This is a genomic window from Pseudomonas sp. LBUM1674, from assembly GCF_059695635.1.
Map to the genome: position 1 here is coordinate 5,095,032 of NZ_CP166779.1, position 17,860 is coordinate 5,112,891.

A 17,860-nucleotide genomic window follows, 5' to 3' on the forward strand; every position below is an offset into this window, starting at 1 on the left:
GTCAGGCAAAAATCGTCACGGTCTGCCGGCTCATGGCGATCAACTGGCCGTCTGCATTCCACAGCTTCGCGGCGGCATGACCGTAGCCGTCGGCGGCATGTTCGATTTCAACCAGGTATTTGCACCAGTCCAGCGTGCTCAGCTCAAGCAATGGCTGAACGAATTCGATGGTCCAGGTCAGCGTACTGCCCATCGCCGGTTTGTTCAGGTGCGGCAACAACGCCGGCGGCCAGGCGTCGACCAGTGCCAGAATATGCGACTCACTGACCGCCTCTGCCTTCACGTCCCCACGCAAACGCACCCAGCCGCCCATCTCGCGGGATTTGTTACCGGTGAACGGCAGTCCGCCGACGCTCCAGCGCATGGCCAGATGACGCATGAACTCCGGGGTCACGCCTTTGATATAGGGCAGCTCCTGGCAGTCGTCCCAGTGCTTCATCTCCGGGGCCGGGTCGGCGGTCACAGCCACTTCGGATGGACGCGAGGCACCGAAACTGCCCTGAATCAACGTCACGACCTGGCCCTTCTGCACCGCCCGGCCCAGTACCTGGCTGACGGCCTTGCCTTCACGCAACACATCGACTTCAAAGCTGACCGGCACTTCAGGCTCGACCGGCCCGACAAAGGTGATCGCCAGCGAACGCACCGGACGATCCGCCGGCACCTTGGCGCGCATGGCTTCGTATTGCAAAGCGGCCACCAGGCCCCCAAAACTGGCCCGCCCTTGAGCCCATTCGGCCGGGATAGACAGCTCGCGTGGCTGGCTGCGGACGGTGTCGAGCAGATCGGAAAAGCGCATGAAAACCTCAAGAACGGGAAAAGGATGCAGGGATCTTAACCAGCCGGCGAGGACGGCACAGCGCTTATTCCGGCCAAAGAGGCTGACAGATAGGCCGCATGCCGAACATAGATACCCAATTCAACAGCGATCAGTGTGGGAGCGAGACCGGCTTGCCGGCGAATGCGATCTGTCAGTCACCTCCATGTCGGATGTGAAACCGCTTTCGCGAGCAGGCTCGCTCCCACATTGGATCTCAGTGTTTTCAGGATTTGAAGCAGGCGGAACTGAGTTTGTCGAGGACGCGGTCGGCGCGGTCTTCGGCCTTGGCCAAATCGGTTTTCCAACCCGCCACACAGGGTTGCAAATCCGCTTCCTCTTCAGCCCTGGCCAGCCATTGCCAGCAATCGTGCCAATCGCCCAAGGCGCCCTGGGCGGACTTCAACCTGGGCATGGCCGCCTTCGGCAAACGGTCCAGCTCGGGATACGCTTCGATGCCATAACGCACGCGCTTGATCAGCAGGCGCAGACGATGGCGATCATGGGCCGGATCATGCAGCGCCTTATCCAGTTTTTTCCATTGTTTGGCCAGGCGCTTTTCAATGCGTGTGCGCAGGCCCTTGAGCAGGCCTTGTCGCTGGGAAGCGCGCAAAAACTGCGGAAACGCGTCGAGGATCATCAGCAACTGCGCCAACTCGGAACTGGCCGCCACCGCCGGATAGGCCTCGGCCATTTGTGCCATGCGCCGGTGCGCAGCCTCGGGTTGATCATGCTCGAGCAAATACGCGGCCAAGACTTCGCGATCGCGCAATGGCGTTGAAAGATCACCGACCGCGGACGCCGCCGCTTCCAGCTGTTCCACGCCGGGCAAGCCACGCAATGGCCGCAGCAAACTGCGCAAACGGCGAACCGTGGTGCGCAGGTCATGCAAGGCTTCAGGGTCGGTGCGGGCACTCAGGCGCGCCTGGCAGGCCAGCAAACGAACTTCCAGGCCCAGGACTCGAGCCACCAACCGATCAACCAAGGCAGACATCATTTAGCTCCCTGAATCGAATTTCCCCAAGCGCTCATCATGCCTCAACGGCCGGCGCGAGACTCACGAATATAGAAACGCGCCCGCTCGGCCTTCTTGGAGCAGCCTTCGAACGCTTCGAATTGCTGCTGGGTCTTGGCGCCGGTCAACAGCGACAGCGCCTTGGAGTAACTGACGGTCCCGGCAAACCCCTCAGCCTTGGCCAGGTCCAGTTCGTGCCACGCGGCATCGATTCCAGTGGCGCAGCTGTCGCGATAGGCGGTTTTGCCGGCACATCCGGCGAGTGCCAGCGCAATCAGGGGCACACAGATCCAGGCTTTCATCACTCACACCTCAAAGATAGGTAAACAGTCGTGCTCGTAAGACGGTCAGGCGCGTGAAAAGTGCCTTGGCCCCGCCGCGAAAACGACAGCGCCGGGAAGAATACCCATCTGCCGCCATGGAGTGTCGAAAAAACGACGCGATTGCCCCACCGAGCGACCTTGGCGATTGAACCGCGGCCCTCGATGGGTGCATTGTTGAACCTTGTCAGACGAGGGCGATTCATGAAAAAGCGCGTCGCACTGGTGCTGGGCTCAGGTGGGGCCCGGGGCTATGCCCATATCGGGGTCATTGAAGAGATCGAACGGCGTGGCTACGACATCGCCTGTATTGCCGGTTGCTCCATGGGCGCCGTGGTCGGCGGGATCTACGCCGCCGGCAAACTCGACGAGTATCGCGACTGGATCGAGAGCCTCGATTACCTGGATGTGTTGCGCCTGGTCGATGTCAGTTTTCGTCTGGGGGCGATTCGCGGGGAGAAGGTCTTCGGGCAAATCCGGAAGATCGTCGGCGAAATCAACATCGAAGACCTGCGCATTCCCTACACCGCAGTGGCCACCGACCTGACCAACCAGCAGGAAATCTGGTTCCAGGAAGGTTGCCTGCACCAGGCCATGCGCGCCTCGGCGGCGATCCCCAGCCTGTTCACCCCGGTGATGCAAGGCAATCGCATGCTGGTGGACGGTGGGATCCTCAACCCTTTGCCCATCGTGCCGGTGGTGTCGAGTCATTGCGACCTGATCATCGCGGTCAACCTGAACTCCACCAACCAGCGCCACTATCAACTGCCGGTGATCCAGCGCCCGGCCGCGTTCAAGACCCGTTTCGACAGCCTGATCAATTCGCTCGGATCAAAATTGCCATTTCGCCGCAAACAGGCGGAACAATTGCTGCTGCTGGAAAAGGAAGCGTTGCTGGCGGAGGCTGCCGAGATCAATCCCTGGATCGAATCCGCCGAACCCGAAGCCCAGCAACCGGCGGCCGCGCCTGAACGTGACGGCGCGCCGAAATCCGCCACCGGTTCGTTCATCATCGACAACGTGGGCCCGGCCTCGTTGCTGGATTTGATCAACCAGAGTTTCGAGGTGATGCAGACCTCCCTGGCGCAATACAAGATTGCCGGTTATCCGCCGGATATTCTGATCAACGTACCGAAGCGGGTGTGCCGGTTTTTCGAGTTCTACAAGGCGCCGGAGCTGATCGCGCTGGGTCGGGAGATTGCGCGGGATACGCTGGATCGGTATGAGAATGAGCAGAATCGCGATTCTTGAGGGTCTCGGTTGACTGTATGGGCCCCTTCGCGAGCAGGCTCGCTCCCACAGGGGATCTTCAGTGTCCACACAAGTTGTGCTCAGCACTGAACCAATGTGGGAGCGAGACCGGCTTGCCGGCGAAGGGGCCGGATCAGGCAACACTAAACTAAAGGCTGTCCTCACTCAAAAGCCGATACCCCACCCCCGCCTCGGTCACGATAAACCGCGGCCGGGTCGGATCATCCGCCAGCTTCTGCCGCAAATGCCCCACCACAATCCGTAAATAGTGACTGTCTTCGGTATGGGTCGGCCCCCAGATATCCTTGAGCAATTGCTGCTGGGTGATGACCCGCCCCGGAAAGCGTGCCAGTTGTGCCAGCACCGCGTATTCCTTGCGGGTCAACGCCACTTCGACGCCATCGAGCAGCACCCGGCGATACGCCAGGTCCACGGTCAACGGGCCGAACGTCAGTGCCGCCTGTTGGGCTTCACCGGCCGGTGCCTGACGCAACAAGGCGCGTACCCGCGCCAGAAACTCCTGGATGCCGAACGGCTTGGTCACATAGTCGTTGGCACCGCCATCGAGGGCCTCGACTTTCTGCCCTTCGTTGGCACGCACCGACAGCACCAGCACCGGCACCGTCGACCATTGGCGAAACTCACGCAGCACTTGCTGACCGTCCATGTCCGGCAAACCGAGGTCGAGCACCAGCAAGTCCGGTTTGTTCAGCGCGGCTTGCGCCAGGCCTTCGGTGCCGGTGCCGGCTTCCAGCACTTTGTAACCCTGGGAAGCGAGGCTGATGCGCAGGAATTTGCGGATCTGCGGTTCGTCGTCGATGACCAAAATGGTCGCGGTCTGGCTCATGGTTTTCGATCGCGGCAAGGTGAGAGGCAAAGGGTATCAGGCTTCACTTTCAAAGCCAGGTTGTTCCTGCACCGGCAAGTGCAGGGTGATACAGGTGCCGCGCCCTTCGATGCCGTCGGCGACGCTGATCCGCCCGCCATGGGCACCGACCATGCCCTGACAGATTGCCAGCCCCAGCCCTGTGCCCTGTCCGCCACGATCGCCGCGCGCAGCGGTGTAGAACATGTCGAAAATTTTCGCGCGCTCCTCTTCCGGAATCCCGGGTCCTTCATCGCTCACCGAAAAAAACAGCTCGCTGTCATCGGCTCCGGCGCGCAATTGCAGGCGCCCGTGAGTCGGTGAAAAACGTGCAGCGTTCTCCAGCACGTTGACCAGCGCCTGCTCGATCAGCGCGGCGTGGACAAACAGCAGCGGCAACTGCGCGGGCACTTCGGTGCTGACCTGCAACGGTGCCAGCACTGCGCGCAGGCGATTGAGCGCACTGCCAACGATGTCGGCCGGCGATACCCAGTCCCGTGCCAGCTTCAAGGCGCCGTGCCCGAGGCGCGTCATGTCCAGCAGGTTTTGGATGTAACGATCGAGGCGTTCGGCCTCATCGCGCGTGCCTTCGAGCAGCTCCCGGCGATCCTCCAGCGGGATGGCTTCACCCAGGGCCAACAGGCTGTCGATGCTGCCGCGCATGGAGGTCAGCGGCGTGCGTAAATCATGGGACACCGACGCCAGCAAGGCGCTGCGCAGTTGTTCGGTTTCGCCGTGCAGCCGCGCCGCTTCCAGGTCCTCGGCCAATTGCGCACGGGCCAGCGCCTGGGCCAGCGGCTGGCTCAGCGCGGTCAACAAACGCCGACGCTGGCCGCTCAAGGTCTGACCTTCCTTGGCACACACCCCGAGTAGCGCCAGCGGTCCATCCTCCACCGACAGCGGCCACCACCACCAACGGCCGAACGGCAAGGTGCCGGTGCCTGCGCCAGCCGGCTGATCGTGCTGCCAGGCCCACTCGGCCGCGGCGCGTTCGGCTTCGGAAAACTCCAGCGGAACACCGGTTTCGACTTTCCAGCCACTCTGGCCGTCGCGATTGAGCAGGCACACTTGCAGATCGTTCCAGCCGTTGAGGTGCTGGGCCGCCGCGCTGACCACCGCCTGGCGGTCGGTGGCGGCGGTGAGTTTGCGCGACAGGTCGAGCAATTCCGTGGTCTCTTCCTGAGTGTCGCGCAACGCCTGCAATTGCCGGCGCTGCCGGGCCGCCAGGTTGCCGGTGAGCGCCGCCATCAGCAGGAAGAACAGCAACGTCAGCACGTCTTCTTCGCGCTGGATGCTGAAGGAGAAATTCGGCGGAATGAACAGAAAATCATAGGTCAGAAATGACAGCGCTGCACAAGCCAGCGCCGGACCGAGGCTGCTGCGCACCGCCACCAGTAACACGGCGGCCAGGAACACCAGCGAGATGTTCGGCAATGGCAGAACACTCGCCACTGCCCAGGCCAAAGCACTGGCCAAAATTGTCGCCACCACCGCCAGGGCGTAGTCGAACCAGACCAGCGACTGCACCGAGCGCTGGCGCGGCTGATGCTGTTCGTGGCCACTGTCGATGACGTTGATTTCCAGGCCGCGGGCATTACGCAGCAAGCGTGACGCCAGGCCACCGCCAAACAAGCGTCGACGCCAACGCTGTCTCGACTGGCCCACCAGCACCAGGCTGGCACGGCGTTCGGCGGCGTGCTGGATCAGGGTTTTCGCCACCTCGCCGGCGCGCAGCAACACCACTTCACCGCCGAGGCGTTCGGCCAGTTGCTGGGCGCTTTGCAGGCGCAGCCGGGATTGCTCGTCGGGCACGCTGCCGTTGTCCACATGCACCAGGCTCCACGGCAGATGCCGACGCTGGGCGACGCGGCTGGCGTGCCGCACCAGGCGTTCAGCCTGGGCATCGCCATCGACGCCGACCAGCAAACGACCGCGCACCGCCGGTGCGGCCTGGCCGAGCTGGCGATAGCCCTGGGCCAGATCATTATCGACCTGGGCGGCAGCGGTCTGCATCGCCAGTTCGCGCAGGGCGGTGAGGTTGGTCTGGGTAAAGAACGCATCGATGGCCGCCCGCGCCTGCTCCGGCACGTAGACCTTGCCCTCGCGCAGACGCTCGAGCAGCTCGCGCGGCGGCAGATCAACCAGCAGCAATTCGTAGGCTTCCTGCAGCACCCAGTCCGGCAAGGTTTCGCGCACTTGCACTCCGGTGATGCCGCGCACCTGGTCGTTGAGGCTTTCCAGGTGCTGGACGTTGACCGTGGTGAACACGTCGATGCCGGCGGCGAGCAGCTCCTGGATGTCTTGCCAGCGCTTGGCGTGGCGACTGCCGGGGGCGTTGCTGTGGGCCAGCTCGTCCACCAGCACCAGTTTCGGCCGGGCCGCGAGCAAGCCGTCGAGGTCCATTTCTTCGAGCATCACCCCACGGTATTCCGAACGCACCAGAGGCTGCTGCGGCAAAGTACCGAGCAGTGCCTCGGTTTCGGCGCGGCCGTGGGTTTCCACCACCCCGGCGATGACTTTCACACCCTGACGCAGTTGGGTGTGGGCCGCTTGCAGCATGGCGTAGGTCTTGCCGACGCCGGGCGCGGCACCGAGGAAAACCTTGAGCCGGCCACGGCCATCCCGGGGCAGGTCTGCTAACAGCGCGTCGGCGCGGCCGGAGTTGCTCATGCTTTGGGATCTCTTTTTTCAGAGGTTGATGTGGTGATTGTTCTATCGCCATCGCGGGCAAGTCGGGTCGCCGCACCGCCGCTCCCACAGGGATCAATAGTGGTCACAAATTTTGTATCCACCATCGCCTCTTGTGGGAGCGGCGGTGCGGCGACCCGACTTGCCCGCGATTGGCGGCGCCACAGATTTAAAGTTTTTCCAGCGCAAGGTTCAGCGCCAACACATTCACCACCGGCGGCCCCACCAACGGTTGCTCGATGTGCGCATCCAGCAGCTGCTGCAGCGCAGACACGGGTAAATTGCGCGCCGCCGCCACTCGCGCCAGTTGATAGGCAATCGCGGCCGGTGGCAAGTGTGGATCGAGGCCGCTGCCGGAGGTGGTCAGCAGCGCCAACGGCACCGCCCCCTGGCCGGGCACCAACAATTTATTGGCCTCATCGATCACCCTCGTGGCCAGCGCCGGGTTGCTCGGCGAGAGGTTACTGGCACTGCTCGAAACGGTAGCAAAGGCACCCGCCGATGGCCGTGGATGGAACCAGGCATCACCGGCGAAATCCTGGGCAATCAGCGACGATCCGCGGACCTTGCCATCGGTGTCGCGCACCAGGCTGCCATTGGCCTGGTCCGGGAACGCGACCTGAGCGACGCCGGTGACCACCAAGGGGTAGGCAACGCCGGTGATCAGGGTCATCAGGAGCAACAGGCTCAGGGCCGGACGTATCATTGTGGACATTTCAAAATCCTCGAATTCAGAGATCACTACTGCGTTTATTCATGTTCATTGCGGTGAATTCATCGCGGGCAAGCCCGCCCCCACAAAAGCACCGCATTCCCTGTGGGAGCGGGCTTGCCCGCGATGGCGGCGTATCTGACACACCGCCGTGCAAGATCAAACCAGATGCAATCCCGTCAACAGCATGTCGATCGCCTTGATCCCCACGAACGGCACCACAATCCCGCCCAGCCCGTAGATCAACAGATTGCGTCGCAGCAACGCCGCCGCACTCGCCGCCTGCACCCGCACACCGCGCAATGCCAATGGGATCAGCACCACGATGATCAAGGCGTTGAACACGATCGCCGAGAGGATCGCGCTCTGCGGACTGCTCAGGTGCATGATGTTGAGCACGCCGAGTTGCGGGTAGATCGAGGCGAACAACGCCGGCAGGATCGCGAAATATTTGGCCACGTCGTTGGCGATGGAGAAGGTCGTCAATGCGCCGCGGGTCACCAGCAATTCCTTGCCGATCTGCACCACGTCCAGCAGCTTGGTCGGATCGCTGTCGAGATCGACCATGTTCGCCGCCTCGCGCGCGGCTTGCGTGCCGTCGTTCATCGCCATGCCGACATCCGCCTGGGCCAGGGCCGGGGCATCGTTGGCGCCGTCACCGCACATGGCGACCAGGCGACCGTCGTTCTGTTCATGGCGAATGCGCGCCAGTTTCTTCTCCGGGGTGGCTTCGGCCAGCACGTCATCAACGCCCGCCTCGGCTGCAATCGCCGCCGCCGTCAGCGGGTTGTCGCCGGTCACCATGACCGTGCGGATGCCCAGTTTGCGCAGCTCGGCGAAACGCTCGCGGATGCCTGGCTTGACCACGTCCTTGAGGTGGATCACGCCGAGCAGTTTGCCGTCGGCACAGACCAGCAATGGCGTGCCGCCGCTCTGGGCGATCTTGTCGATTTCCCGGGACAGGGACGGTGCCAGGTCAGCACGTTTCAGGCCGACAAAGGCCAGTAACGAATCCACCGCGCCTTTGCGATAAACACGTCCCTCATAGTCGACACCGGACAGGCGAGTCTCGGCACTGAACGGCACAGCCGTCAGCAATTCGAGGGCCGGCTCGGGCAGTGAATGAGTCCCGCGCAGGTACTCGACAATGGATTTGCCTTCCGCCGTGTCATCGGCCAGCGACGCGAACAGTGCGCCTTCAGCCAGTTCCCTGGTGCTGACACCGGGCGCCGCATAAACCGCGGTGCAACGCCGATTGCCAAACGTGATGGTACCGGTCTTGTCCAACAGCAGGACGTGCACGTCCCCCGCCGCTTCCACCGCGCGACCGGATTTGGCAATCACGTTCAGACGCACCAGACGATCCATCCCGGCAATCCCGATGGCGGACAGCAACCCGCCGATGGTGGTCGGAATCAGCGTGACCAATAACGCCACCAGGAACACCAGCGGCAGGCTGCCGTTGGCGAAGTGGGCGAAGGGTTGCAGGGTAACGACCACCAGCAGGAAGATCAGCGTCAGACCGATCAGCAGGATGTCGAGCGCCACTTCGTTCGGGGTTTTCTGGCGTTTGGCGCCTTCGACCAAGGCGATCATGCGGTCCAGGGTCGACTCACCGGGGTCGGCGGTGATGCGCACCAACAGCCAGTCGGAGACCAGGCGGGTGTTGCCGGTGACGGCCGAACGGTCGCCGCCGGACTCACGGATCACCGGCGCGGATTCACCGGTAATCGCCGCTTCGTTGACCGCTGCAATACCTTCGATCACCTCGCCGTCACCGGGGATCATCTCCCCGGCCAAGACGCGCACCACATCGCCCTTGCGCAAGCTGGTCGCCGGTACCACCTGGAAGGCGCCGCTAGTGGTTTTGCGCCGGGCGCTGAGGCCTTCGCTGCCGGCCTTGAGGCTGTCGGCGCGGGCCTTGCCGCGACCTTCGGCCAGGGCTTCGGCGAAGTTGGCGAAGAGCACGGTGAACCACAGCCACAGCGCGATTTGCGCGGCGACAAAGGTCGGCACGGCGTTGTCGGGAATGAAGCACAGCACGGTGGTCAGTATGGCGGTCAGTTCGACCACCAGCATCACTGGCGCACGTTGCAATTGCCGAGGGTCGAGCTTGACGAAGGCTTGCACCAGCGCCGGGCGCCACAGGGCCGAGATTGCGGTTTTCGGTTGTTCCGGGGCCTTGACGGTGGCGGTTTTGGTTACGGGCATATTCATTATCAGATCCTCAGAAGCCCATGCTCAGATGTTCGGCAATCGGGCCCAACGCCAGCGTCGGCAAGAAGGTCAAACCACCCACCAGCAAAATGGTCACGGTCAACAGCGTCACAAACAGCGGACCGTGGGTCGGGAAACTGTTCTGGCCGATCGGTGCGGTTTTCTTCATCGCCAGGCTGCCGGCCAGAGCCAGTACCGGAAGGATGTAACCGAAGCGACCGATCAACATGCCCAGCCCCAGCATCAGGTTGTGGAATGCCGTGTTTGCGCCGAAGCCGCCAAACGCAGAACCGTTGTTGGCACTGGCCGAGGTGTAGGCGTATAGCAACTGGCTGAAACCGTGAGCGCCGGGGTTGCTCACCGCGGCGACCGGGCCAGGCAGGCTCGCGGCAATCGCACCGAGTACCAGCACGCCTACCGGCATTACCAGCAAGGTCACGACCAACAGTTGCACCTCCCTGGCCTGCAGTTTCTTGCCGAGGTATTCCGGCGTGCGACCAATCATCAGCCCGGCGAGGAACACCGCGATCAGCACATTGAGCAACATGCCGTACATCCCGGCGCCGACGCCGCCGAAGATCACTTCGCCGACCATCATGTTGACCAGCGCCACCATGCCGCTCAGCGGGTTGAGGCTGTCGTGCATGCCGTTGACCGAACCGTTGGACGCTGCGGTGGTGGTCACCGACCACAGCACTGTGGCCGTGGTGCCGAACCGCGCTTCCTTGCCCTCCAGCGGCGCGGTCTGTTCGACGGCGACGTTATTCAGGGTCGGGTTCGGCTGGTATTCAGCCCACAGCGAAGTCGCGCCGCCGATCAGGAACAGCGCCAGCATGCAGGCAATGATCGCGCGGCTCTGACGCAGGTCCTTGACGTAGTGGCCGAAGGTGAACACCAGCGCCACCGGGATCAGGATGATCGAGGCCACCTCGAACAGGTTGCTCCAGGCCGTCGGGTTCTCGAACGGATGCGCCGAGTTGACGCCGAAGAAACCACCACCGTTGGTGCCCAGTTGCTTGATCGCAATCTGGCTGGCGGCCGGGCCGAGCGGGATCACCTGATCGACGCCTTGCATCGTCACCGCATTCACGTATTGCGCGAAGGTTTGTGGCACGCCCTGCCAGACCAGGTACAGCGCCAGCAGCAGGCACAGCGGCAACAAGCCGTAGAGGGTGGCACGGGTCATGTCGACCCAGAAATTGCCGAGGGTTGCGCTCGACTTGCGACCGATACCGCGACACAACGCCACCAATACCGCCAGGCCGGTAGCGGCGCTGACGAAGTTCTGCACGGTGAGGCCGGCCATCTGGCTCAGGTAACTCAGGGACGCTTCACCGCTGTAGGCCTGCCAGTTGGTGTTGGTCATGAAACTGATGGCGGTATTGAACGCCAGGGTCCATTCCTGACCCGGCAAGTTCTGCGGGTTGAGCGGCAAATGGTCCTGGAACAACAGGATCATGAACAACAGCAAGAAGCCCGCGAGGTTGAAGGCGAGCAAGGCCAGGGTGTACCGCTGCCAGCTCTGTTCGGCCTGCGGATCGACGCCGGCCACTTTGTAGCACCCGCGCTCGACCGGTCCGAGGATCGGGGTCAGCCAGGTGCGCTGCCCCTCCATGACCTTGTAATAGAACCGCCCGAGAAACGGCGCCGGGATCAGCACCACGGCCAGGAAGGCGAGGATCAGCCAATAGTCATAACTGTGCATGGTCGCTCCTAGGTCCGGTCCGCGCGCAACAGCGCAACCAACAGATAAATGAACAGTCCCACTGCCAGCAGCAGTGACACTCCGTCCAGAACGCTCATGAAAGTTCTCCGTGTTACGGCGTATTGCCGCGTGTGCAGTCATTGTCGGCAAGGAGGCTGTAAAGGAGCGAGATCGAGGGAGGTAGCGGGGTATAAAGAAAGCGTAAAGAGTGGGGTTACCCTGGGGTTACAGGGGTGTCGTGGCGGAGTTCTTTGCGAGCAAGCCCGCGACTCGCGGCGGTTAACGCCAGATGGTCGAGTAACTGTCCGCACCTCCTGCTCGCTTCAGTGCGCGCTTTGAGCAAGAATGTCGGCCATTGATGACTATTGCCGGAGTAATACCCATGAATGTAATCACCACCGATTTGCCCGGTGTTCTGATCATCGAACCGAAGGTATTTGGTGATGAACGAGGTTTCTTTTACGAGAGTTTCAATGCCAAGGCTTTTGCGGATGCCACTGGCCTGGACACTCAATTTGTTCAGGACAATCATTCGCGCTCGCAAAAAGGCGTATTGCGTGGGTTGCATTACCAACTGGAAAACACCCAAGGCAAATTGGTTCGCGTGACGGTGGGTGAAGTACTCGATGTAGCCGTGGATATTCGCCGCAGCTCGCCGCACTTCGGCAAATGGGTCGCTGTGCGCCTGTCCGCCGAAAACCATCGCCAGCTCTGGGTCCCGGAAGGTTTCGCCCACGGTTTTGTGGTGTTGAGTGATTTCGCCGAGTTTCTCTACAAGACCACCAACTACTACACGCCGTCTGCCGAGCGCAGCATCCGTTGGGACGATCCGGACCTGGCCATTGACTGGCAACTGGACGAAGCACCGCAACTGTCCGCAAAGGACCAGGCTGCGAAGTTCTTGAAAGACGCTGAGGTTTTTGCGTAACCCTGAGCGATTGGCGCAGATGCATGGGGCATAACAGGCATAGAATGGAACCACCGCGAAAATAAATCGCTCAAAGTGGTATGCACGATCGATTGGCGAAACCCGCCGACCGGCCTGCCCTCAAGGAGAGCCCTATGCCCTGGTATGCCTGGTTGATTCTGGTCGTTGCAATCGGCTCGATCGTTGGCGGTTTGATGATGTTGCGCGACACCGCCAACAAGGTCGAACTGACCGAAGAGCAACGTAAGCGCGTCGCTGAACGCAACGCGGAAGCGGATGCCAAGGATGCGCAGGACCGCTAGATCAATAGATCAAAAGATCGCAGCCTTCGGCAGCTCCTACGCGGAATGTGCGCTCCTATGTAGGCGCTGCCGCAGACTGCGATCTTTTCGCTTATTTCTCCCAATCCGCCTTGGCAATGTGCAAGCCATGCAGTCCTTTGTACGCCGCGCGCTCCGGCTGGCTCCAGCCCGCAAGCAGCGAATCCTCCAACTGATAAATCTCCACCCCAAGCGGTCGACACACGCTCAGCGGGTCCTGCGCATCCGGCCCCCACATGGCCAGCGAAAGATCGCCGCCCGGACAGGTTGACAATGCGCACAGCAGATCGATTTCGGCAAAGAACTCCAGGTAGTCGCCCTTCTGGGCCGGACAGGCTTTCATGAAGTACATGTCGTCATGGTTCAGGCCGGTGCACTGGAAAATATTCAACACGTCATGCACGTCGAACTCGGTCAAACCATGGGGCAACACCGCACGGGTCAGGTTCGAATGACAGTGATGATGGAAGTCTTCGCCGGTGAGCATTTTGTTCACATAGGGATCGCAACGGGTGCCGAGCAAATCGTGCAAGCGACCACCGTGCTCGTCGATGCCGTAACCGGCCAGGCTGTCATCGGTGATGGTCACCAACGGCCGTAAAAACGGCAGGTTCGACCAGAGCCGGTCATGGGTACTGACATGCGCGCCTTGCAGCTGTCGGGTGCGGGCCGCCCACAAGCGTTCACGCGGGTCGTTGGCATTCCAGACATTGAAATCCCCGACTTGCGGACCAACAGGCGTCGTGACACGGAACACGTGTCCGGCTGGCACCTTCCACGCACGGCCGGTGCGGATCGGCACTTCAAATGTTTCGATCAGCGTGCGCCCATCCTTGTTGTCGCGGATCCGTTCGTAGAACGCTGTGTCCACCTGCAAGGCCGAGCCTTTGCTGACTTGATAGGCTGCCGGATAGTCTTTGTACATGGCACGAGTCCTCGATCAGTGATGGGAAACCGGAGTAAGCATCTGCAGCAGGAGCTGTTCAGAATCGTCGAGATACAGGCTCATGGCGTCCTCGGCCGCGCGTTTGTCGCCCTCGACCAGCCATTCGTGTATCTGTCGGTCGCGCACCAGCCACGGCGCCTGAAATCGTGATTCGTCAGGGGCGGCGCAAAACACCAGGCGCAATTGCGCGACGACATTGGTAAAAAACTCATCGAACAAAGGGCTGCGCAGCAACCCGACGATATGTTGATGAAACGCCAGGCTGTGGGTACCGACGGCGCGCCAATCCTCACGCTCCCGGGCCAGTTCGGTGGCTTCCAGGGCTTGGAGCATCCGATCGGATTGAGCGTCGCGCAGCGGCCGGCTCGCGCTGATGGCATGCAACTCCAGGGTGCGACGAACGTTAAACAGATCCCGCACATCCTCGACGCCCAGTTGGCGAACCATCACGCCTTTATTGCGCACATAACGGGTCAGACCTTCCTGCCCCAGGCGATGCAACGCTTCGCGAATAGTGTTACGGGATGCGCTGTAGGCCGCCACCAGATCGTTTTCCACCAGCGCCATGCCAGGCAGCAAACGACCGCCGATGATGTCGGCGCGCAGCTCCAATGTGATGTGGTCGGCCAGGGACAATCCGCTGCTCATGCTTGTTACCTCCTGATTGTTCAACAATCGTCGGTTAACAAGTAATCACTATTCGTGCCAGCTCATTCGATATAGCAAAGACGAAGTTGGACGCATCTGCATGCTTTTTAGCAGTAGAAGTACAGTCACCATCCAATTTTCATTGGTTAAGATGGGGCATTGTTGCGGAGATTCGAAATGCGTTACTCGCAGGACCACAAAGCTCAGACCCACCAACGTATCATCAAGGAAGCATCCGCCCGGTTTCGTCGCGATGGTATTGGCGCAACCGGCCTGCAGCCACTGATGAAAGCGTTAGGTTTGACTCACGGCGGCTTCTACTCGCATTTCAAGTCCAAGGACGAACTGGTAGAAAAAGCCCTGCAAGCGGCGGGTGATCAGGTAGACGTTATTTGCGCTGAACTATTTGCCCAGGATCAACCGCTGGAAACATTCATCGACGTCTATCTGTCTGAATGGCACCAGATTTCACCTGATGAAGGTTGTCCGCTGCCGACCATGTCGTCGGAACTCGGCCTTCGCGGACAGCCAAGTCCGACCTCTGACGCGGTGCTCAATGCACGGCTCGACCAAGTGCAAGCCACCCTCGAAAGCGAGGACGCCGCCGACCGCGCCATCGTCATCATGTCGACCCTGGTCGGGGCGCTGCTGCTATCGCGCAGTGTCGAAAATCCGCAGTTCGCCCAGCGGATTCTCGACGTCACGCGCGCCTATCTCAAACGAACCCGGGATTAACCCTGCCAGCGTTTGAACAGCACGCTGGCATTGACCCCGCCAAAGCCGAAGCCATTGGACAATGCGTATTCAATGGCCATCGGCCGCGCCTGACCATGGACGATATCCACGCCTTGGCTAGCGGGGTCCGGGTTATCGAAGTTGAGGGTGGCCGGCACGACCTGATCGCGAATCGCCAACAGCGTGAAGATCGCCTCGATTCCGCCTGCGGCACCGAGCAAATGCCCGGTGGCAGATTTGGTCGAGGTCACCGCAATGTTGTTATCCGTGCCGAACACCGCCTTGATGGCGGCCAGCTCACCGAGGTCTCCAATCGGCGTCGAGGTTGCGTGGGCATTGAGATGCTGCACCTGCGCAGGTGAAATACCTGCCTGGGCCAACGCCAGCGACATGGCTCGCTGTGCACCGCTGCCATCCTCGGGTCCGGCGGTCAGGTGATAGGCGTCGGCGCTGGTGCCGTAGCCGACCAACTCGGCCAACGGTTGCGCGCCGCGAGCCAGGGCATGCTCCAGGGATTCGATCACCAGAAGACCGGAGCCCTCACCCATGACGAAGCCATCGCGACCGCTGTCGAACGGCCGCGAAGCACGCTCCGGGGTATCGTTGTAAGCACTGGACAAGGCGCGAGCCGCGGCGAATCCGGCCAGACTGACGCGATCGATCGCCGCTTCCGCACCGCCACACACCGCAATGTCCGCCTCACCGCAACGAATCAACCGCGCCGCATCGCCAATCGCCTGGACCCCGGCCGCGCACGCCGTCACCGGAGCACCCAACGGCCCCTTGAAACCGTGCTGAATCGACACATGACCGGCAGCGAGGTTGACCAGAAACGAAGGAATGGTGAACGGCGACAAGCGCCGCGGACCACGGCTGTCGGTGGTACGCACTGCATCGGCAATCGCGCCGAAACCGCCCACACCGGAACCGATAATGGTCGCCGTATGTTCCTGGGCATTGGCGTCCTGCGCCTGCCAACCCGCTTGCTCGAGCGCCTGACGAGCCGCCTCCATGGCAAACAGAATGAAACGGTCCATTTTCTTTTGCTCTTTGGGCGACGTGGCCCGGTCCGGGTCAAAACCGGCCTCGGCATCCTCAGCCAGCGTCGGCACTGCACCACCGACCTTGGTCGACAGATCGGCAACCACCTCGTCGGGCAATTTGCGCACCCCTGAACGCCCCGCCAACAAACGCGCCCAGACGGCCTCGACACCACTGCCCAACGGCGACACCAGGCCCATGCCTGTCACAACTACTCGACGAACACTCATACTGCAATTACCTCAAGCCAATGGATGGCACCTCACTTGTAACGCGAGGCGGCCTTGCTTTTGGAAAGATTCGGCGCCATCACGTGACGCGCCGCAACAAAGGCATCCCAGTCGGCGGCATCCGGCAACGACGGAATGGTGACCAACTCACCCTGGTCCAGTCCCGACAACGCCGCATCGACCATCTCCCCCGCCTCCATCACCATGTCTGCCGGGATCTGGGTAGCATCGATACCGGAGCGCTCCCAGATCTCGGTGCGTGTTACACCAGGCAACACAGCTTGAACCTTGACCCCGGTGCCATCCAGCTCGGCGTTCAACGACTGGGTCAGACTTAACACATAAGCCTTGCTGGCGCTGTAAGTTGCGTTGAAGCGCTCGGGAAACAAGGCCACCACCGACGCAATATTGATGATCGTCCCCCGGCCCGCCTTGGCAAAACCAGCCGCCGCCGCCGACGCCAGCCGCGTCACCGTTGTAACGTTCAGCTGGATCAATCGCTCCAGCTGATCCATGTCGGCATTGGCCAACAAACCATCCGCCGCAACACCGGCATTGTTCAACAGCAAGCTGATACTGGAATCGCTACGCAGGCGTTGCTCAAGCTTGAGCACATCATCCTTTTGCGTCAGATCAGCCCTGAGCACCTCAACCTGAACCCCATGCTCGGCGCGCAACCTGCTCGCCGCCGCGTCCAGCCGCTCCTGATCGCGAGCGACCAGCAACAAATCGAAACCACGCGCTGCCAAGCGCTCGGCGTAGATCGCGCCGATACCGGAAGAGGCACCGGTGACGAGGGCTGTACCTTGGGTCTGGACAGAATTCATGACAGTGCTCCTGGATAGAAGAGGCTCGAAGGAAAGACAGCTGCCCGGGTTGAAAACGCTGCAGTGGGCGACCTATTTATTATATGCATAATATAATGCAAATATGATAGCCGTAATTTTTATCGAGCTGACGGAAGGTGCTCGGTCGTGGCCGGTTGCCAGATGCAAAAAGGCCGGTCAAATGACCGGCCCCTAGTGTTGTCTTAGTAGCTTAGTTCACTACAAGCTTCTCGCGATTCTTATCCAGCAGGGCTTTACCGATCCCCTTGACCTCAAGCAACTCGTCCACTGACGAAAACGCCCCATTACTCTCACGATACGCAACAATCGCCCTGGCCTTCGCCTCCCCGATCCCGGACAGCTCGCTCTGCAGGGTCGGCGCATCCGCCTTGTTGAGATCGACTTTACCGGACTGTGCCTCGGGGGCCATTTGTTGCACTTGGGGTGCATTGCCAGCTTCGGGCTTGACTGCTGGTGCAGCAACGGCAGCGATAGAGGCGCTGGTGAGCAGGGCAAAAACCAGAGAATAGAAGTAGCCAGTACGCATAAATGACGCTCCATGACATCGATTGGGAAAGCAGCTTTTTCCGAAGCT

General features: G+C 61.3%; 18 protein-coding genes. 4 read left to right on the plus strand and 14 right to left on the minus strand.

What is annotated here, in order from left to right:
* Position 1: 1 nt before the first annotated feature.
* The 3 genes from ACA067_RS23290 to ACA067_RS23300 all read right to left on the minus strand — a co-directional run bounded on the left by ACA067_RS23290 (position 2) and on the right by ACA067_RS23300 (position 2,134).
* Entirely contained in the window at positions 2–799 is a 798-nt protein-coding gene (locus tag ACA067_RS23290) for an acyl-CoA thioesterase (RefSeq protein ID WP_497458686.1), read from the minus strand.
* A gap of 244 nt (positions 800–1,043) precedes the next feature.
* The gene (locus ACA067_RS23295) at positions 1,044–1,811 is read right to left on the minus strand and encodes a CHAD domain-containing protein (RefSeq protein WP_497458687.1); all 768 of its coding nucleotides are present in this window, start codon (positions 1,809–1,811) and stop codon (positions 1,044–1,046) included.
* A gap of 44 nt (positions 1,812–1,855) precedes the next feature.
* Positions 1,856–2,134 (minus strand): hypothetical protein, encoded by a 279-nt coding sequence (locus tag ACA067_RS23300; RefSeq protein ID WP_128873362.1) that lies wholly within the window; start codon positions 2,132–2,134, stop codon positions 1,856–1,858.
* 222 nt (positions 2,135–2,356) lie between these two features.
* Between ACA067_RS23300 and ACA067_RS23305 the strand changes: the two genes are divergently transcribed.
* Entirely contained in the window at positions 2,357–3,403 is a 1,047-nt protein-coding gene (locus tag ACA067_RS23305; protein WP_497458688.1) for a patatin-like phospholipase family protein, read from the plus strand.
* 148 nt (positions 3,404–3,551) lie between these two features.
* Here ACA067_RS23305 and ACA067_RS23310 read toward each other — a convergent pair whose 3' ends face one another.
* The 6 genes from ACA067_RS23310 to kdpF all read right to left on the minus strand — a co-directional run bounded on the left by ACA067_RS23310 (position 3,552) and on the right by kdpF (position 11,688).
* Positions 3,552–4,250: a response regulator gene (locus ACA067_RS23310; protein ID WP_497458689.1), complete on the minus strand. Its 699-nt coding sequence runs from the start codon at positions 4,248–4,250 to the stop codon at positions 3,552–3,554.
* A gap of 36 nt (positions 4,251–4,286) precedes the next feature.
* The gene (locus ACA067_RS23315; RefSeq protein WP_497458690.1) at positions 4,287–6,938 is read right to left on the minus strand and encodes a DUF4118 domain-containing protein; all 2,652 of its coding nucleotides are present in this window, start codon (positions 6,936–6,938) and stop codon (positions 4,287–4,289) included.
* Between the two features lie 187 nt (positions 6,939–7,125).
* Complete coding sequence (gene kdpC / locus ACA067_RS23320) at positions 7,126–7,671, minus strand: potassium-transporting ATPase subunit KdpC (protein WP_497458691.1); 546 nt, start codon at positions 7,669–7,671, stop codon at positions 7,126–7,128.
* A gap of 156 nt (positions 7,672–7,827) precedes the next feature.
* Positions 7,828–9,885, minus strand: coding sequence for a potassium-transporting ATPase subunit KdpB (kdpB, locus tag ACA067_RS23325; RefSeq protein ID WP_497458692.1), 2,058 nt, complete (start codon positions 9,883–9,885; stop codon positions 7,828–7,830).
* A 10-nt stretch (positions 9,886–9,895) separates the two neighbouring features.
* Complete coding sequence (gene kdpA / locus ACA067_RS23330) at positions 9,896–11,590, minus strand: potassium-transporting ATPase subunit KdpA (RefSeq protein ID WP_497458693.1); 1,695 nt, start codon at positions 11,588–11,590, stop codon at positions 9,896–9,898.
* Between the two features lie 8 nt (positions 11,591–11,598).
* A complete protein-coding gene (kdpF, locus tag ACA067_RS23335) occupies positions 11,599–11,688 on the minus strand; it encodes a K(+)-transporting ATPase subunit F (protein ID WP_007950940.1) in 90 nt (29 codons plus the stop codon).
* A 284-nt stretch (positions 11,689–11,972) separates the two neighbouring features.
* On the opposite strand from kdpF, the gene rfbC reads away from it, so the two are divergent.
* Both rfbC and ACA067_RS23345 read left to right on the plus strand, forming a co-directional pair.
* Positions 11,973–12,518: a dTDP-4-dehydrorhamnose 3,5-epimerase gene (rfbC, locus tag ACA067_RS23340; protein ID WP_497458694.1), complete on the plus strand. Its 546-nt coding sequence runs from the start codon at positions 11,973–11,975 to the stop codon at positions 12,516–12,518.
* A gap of 134 nt (positions 12,519–12,652) precedes the next feature.
* Entirely contained in the window at positions 12,653–12,820 is a 168-nt protein-coding gene (locus ACA067_RS23345; RefSeq protein WP_010461642.1) for a DUF2897 family protein, read from the plus strand.
* A gap of 91 nt (positions 12,821–12,911) precedes the next feature.
* Here ACA067_RS23345 and ACA067_RS23350 read toward each other — a convergent pair whose 3' ends face one another.
* Both ACA067_RS23350 and ACA067_RS23355 read right to left on the minus strand, forming a co-directional pair.
* Positions 12,912–13,763: an urea carboxylase-associated family protein gene (locus ACA067_RS23350; RefSeq protein ID WP_497458695.1), complete on the minus strand. Its 852-nt coding sequence runs from the start codon at positions 13,761–13,763 to the stop codon at positions 12,912–12,914.
* Between the two features lie 15 nt (positions 13,764–13,778).
* Positions 13,779–14,432: a GntR family transcriptional regulator gene (locus tag ACA067_RS23355; RefSeq protein WP_497458696.1), complete on the minus strand. Its 654-nt coding sequence runs from the start codon at positions 14,430–14,432 to the stop codon at positions 13,779–13,781.
* 177 nt (positions 14,433–14,609) lie between these two features.
* Between ACA067_RS23355 and ACA067_RS23360 the strand changes: the two genes are divergently transcribed.
* On the plus strand, positions 14,610–15,167 hold the full coding sequence (locus ACA067_RS23360; protein WP_497458697.1) for a TetR/AcrR family transcriptional regulator: 558 nt from the start codon (positions 14,610–14,612) through the stop codon (positions 15,165–15,167).
* On the opposite strand, the gene fabF is transcribed toward ACA067_RS23360, so the two are convergent.
* From fabF to ACA067_RS23375, 3 genes are all read right to left on the minus strand, one after another.
* Positions 15,164–16,438 (minus strand): beta-ketoacyl-ACP synthase II, encoded by a 1,275-nt coding sequence (gene fabF, locus ACA067_RS23365; RefSeq protein ID WP_497458698.1) that lies wholly within the window; start codon positions 16,436–16,438, stop codon positions 15,164–15,166. The two genes, ACA067_RS23360 and fabF, sit on opposite strands and share 4 nt — an antisense overlap.
* A gap of 32 nt (positions 16,439–16,470) precedes the next feature.
* Complete coding sequence (locus ACA067_RS23370; protein WP_497458699.1) at positions 16,471–17,265, minus strand: SDR family NAD(P)-dependent oxidoreductase; 795 nt, start codon at positions 17,263–17,265, stop codon at positions 16,471–16,473.
* A 211-nt stretch (positions 17,266–17,476) separates the two neighbouring features.
* On the minus strand, positions 17,477–17,812 hold the full coding sequence (locus ACA067_RS23375; RefSeq protein ID WP_497458700.1) for a ComEA family DNA-binding protein: 336 nt from the start codon (positions 17,810–17,812) through the stop codon (positions 17,477–17,479).
* Positions 17,813–17,860: the final 48 nt, after the last annotated feature.

Bases quoted from the DNA above. Each gene is read 5' to 3' on its own strand.
- ACA067_RS23290 (WP_497458686.1), bottom strand. From the start codon at position 799: ATGCGCTTTTCCGATCTGCTCGACACCGTCCGCAGCCAGCCACGCGAG.
- ACA067_RS23295 (WP_497458687.1), bottom strand. From the start codon at position 1,811: ATGTCTGCCTTGGTTGATCGGTTGGTGGCTCGAGTCCTGGGCCTGGAA.
- ACA067_RS23300 (WP_128873362.1), bottom strand. From the start codon at position 2,134: ATGAAAGCCTGGATCTGTGTGCCCCTGATTGCGCTGGCACTCGCCGGA.
- ACA067_RS23305 (WP_497458688.1), top strand. From the start codon at position 2,357: ATGAAAAAGCGCGTCGCACTGGTGCTGGGCTCAGGTGGGGCCCGGGGC.
- ACA067_RS23310 (WP_497458689.1), bottom strand. From the start codon at position 4,250: ATGAGCCAGACCGCGACCATTTTGGTCATCGACGACGAACCGCAGATC.
- ACA067_RS23315 (WP_497458690.1), bottom strand. From the start codon at position 6,938: ATGAGCAACTCCGGCCGCGCCGACGCGCTGTTAGCAGACCTGCCCCGG.
- kdpC (WP_497458691.1), bottom strand. From the start codon at position 7,671: ATGTCCACAATGATACGTCCGGCCCTGAGCCTGTTGCTCCTGATGACC.
- kdpB (WP_497458692.1), bottom strand. From the start codon at position 9,885: ATGAATATGCCCGTAACCAAAACCGCCACCGTCAAGGCCCCGGAACAA.
- kdpA (WP_497458693.1), bottom strand. From the start codon at position 11,590: ATGCACAGTTATGACTATTGGCTGATCCTCGCCTTCCTGGCCGTGGTG.
- kdpF (WP_007950940.1), bottom strand. From the start codon at position 11,688: ATGAGCGTTCTGGACGGAGTGTCACTGCTGCTGGCAGTGGGACTGTTC.
- rfbC (WP_497458694.1), top strand. From the start codon at position 11,973: ATGAATGTAATCACCACCGATTTGCCCGGTGTTCTGATCATCGAACCG.
- ACA067_RS23345 (WP_010461642.1), top strand. From the start codon at position 12,653: ATGCCCTGGTATGCCTGGTTGATTCTGGTCGTTGCAATCGGCTCGATC.
- ACA067_RS23350 (WP_497458695.1), bottom strand. From the start codon at position 13,763: ATGTACAAAGACTATCCGGCAGCCTATCAAGTCAGCAAAGGCTCGGCC.
- ACA067_RS23355 (WP_497458696.1), bottom strand. From the start codon at position 14,432: ATGAGCAGCGGATTGTCCCTGGCCGACCACATCACATTGGAGCTGCGC.
- ACA067_RS23360 (WP_497458697.1), top strand. From the start codon at position 14,610: ATGCGTTACTCGCAGGACCACAAAGCTCAGACCCACCAACGTATCATC.
- fabF (WP_497458698.1), bottom strand. From the start codon at position 16,438: ATGAGTGTTCGTCGAGTAGTTGTGACAGGCATGGGCCTGGTGTCGCCG.
- ACA067_RS23370 (WP_497458699.1), bottom strand. From the start codon at position 17,265: ATGAATTCTGTCCAGACCCAAGGTACAGCCCTCGTCACCGGTGCCTCT.
- ACA067_RS23375 (WP_497458700.1), bottom strand. From the start codon at position 17,812: ATGCGTACTGGCTACTTCTATTCTCTGGTTTTTGCCCTGCTCACCAGC.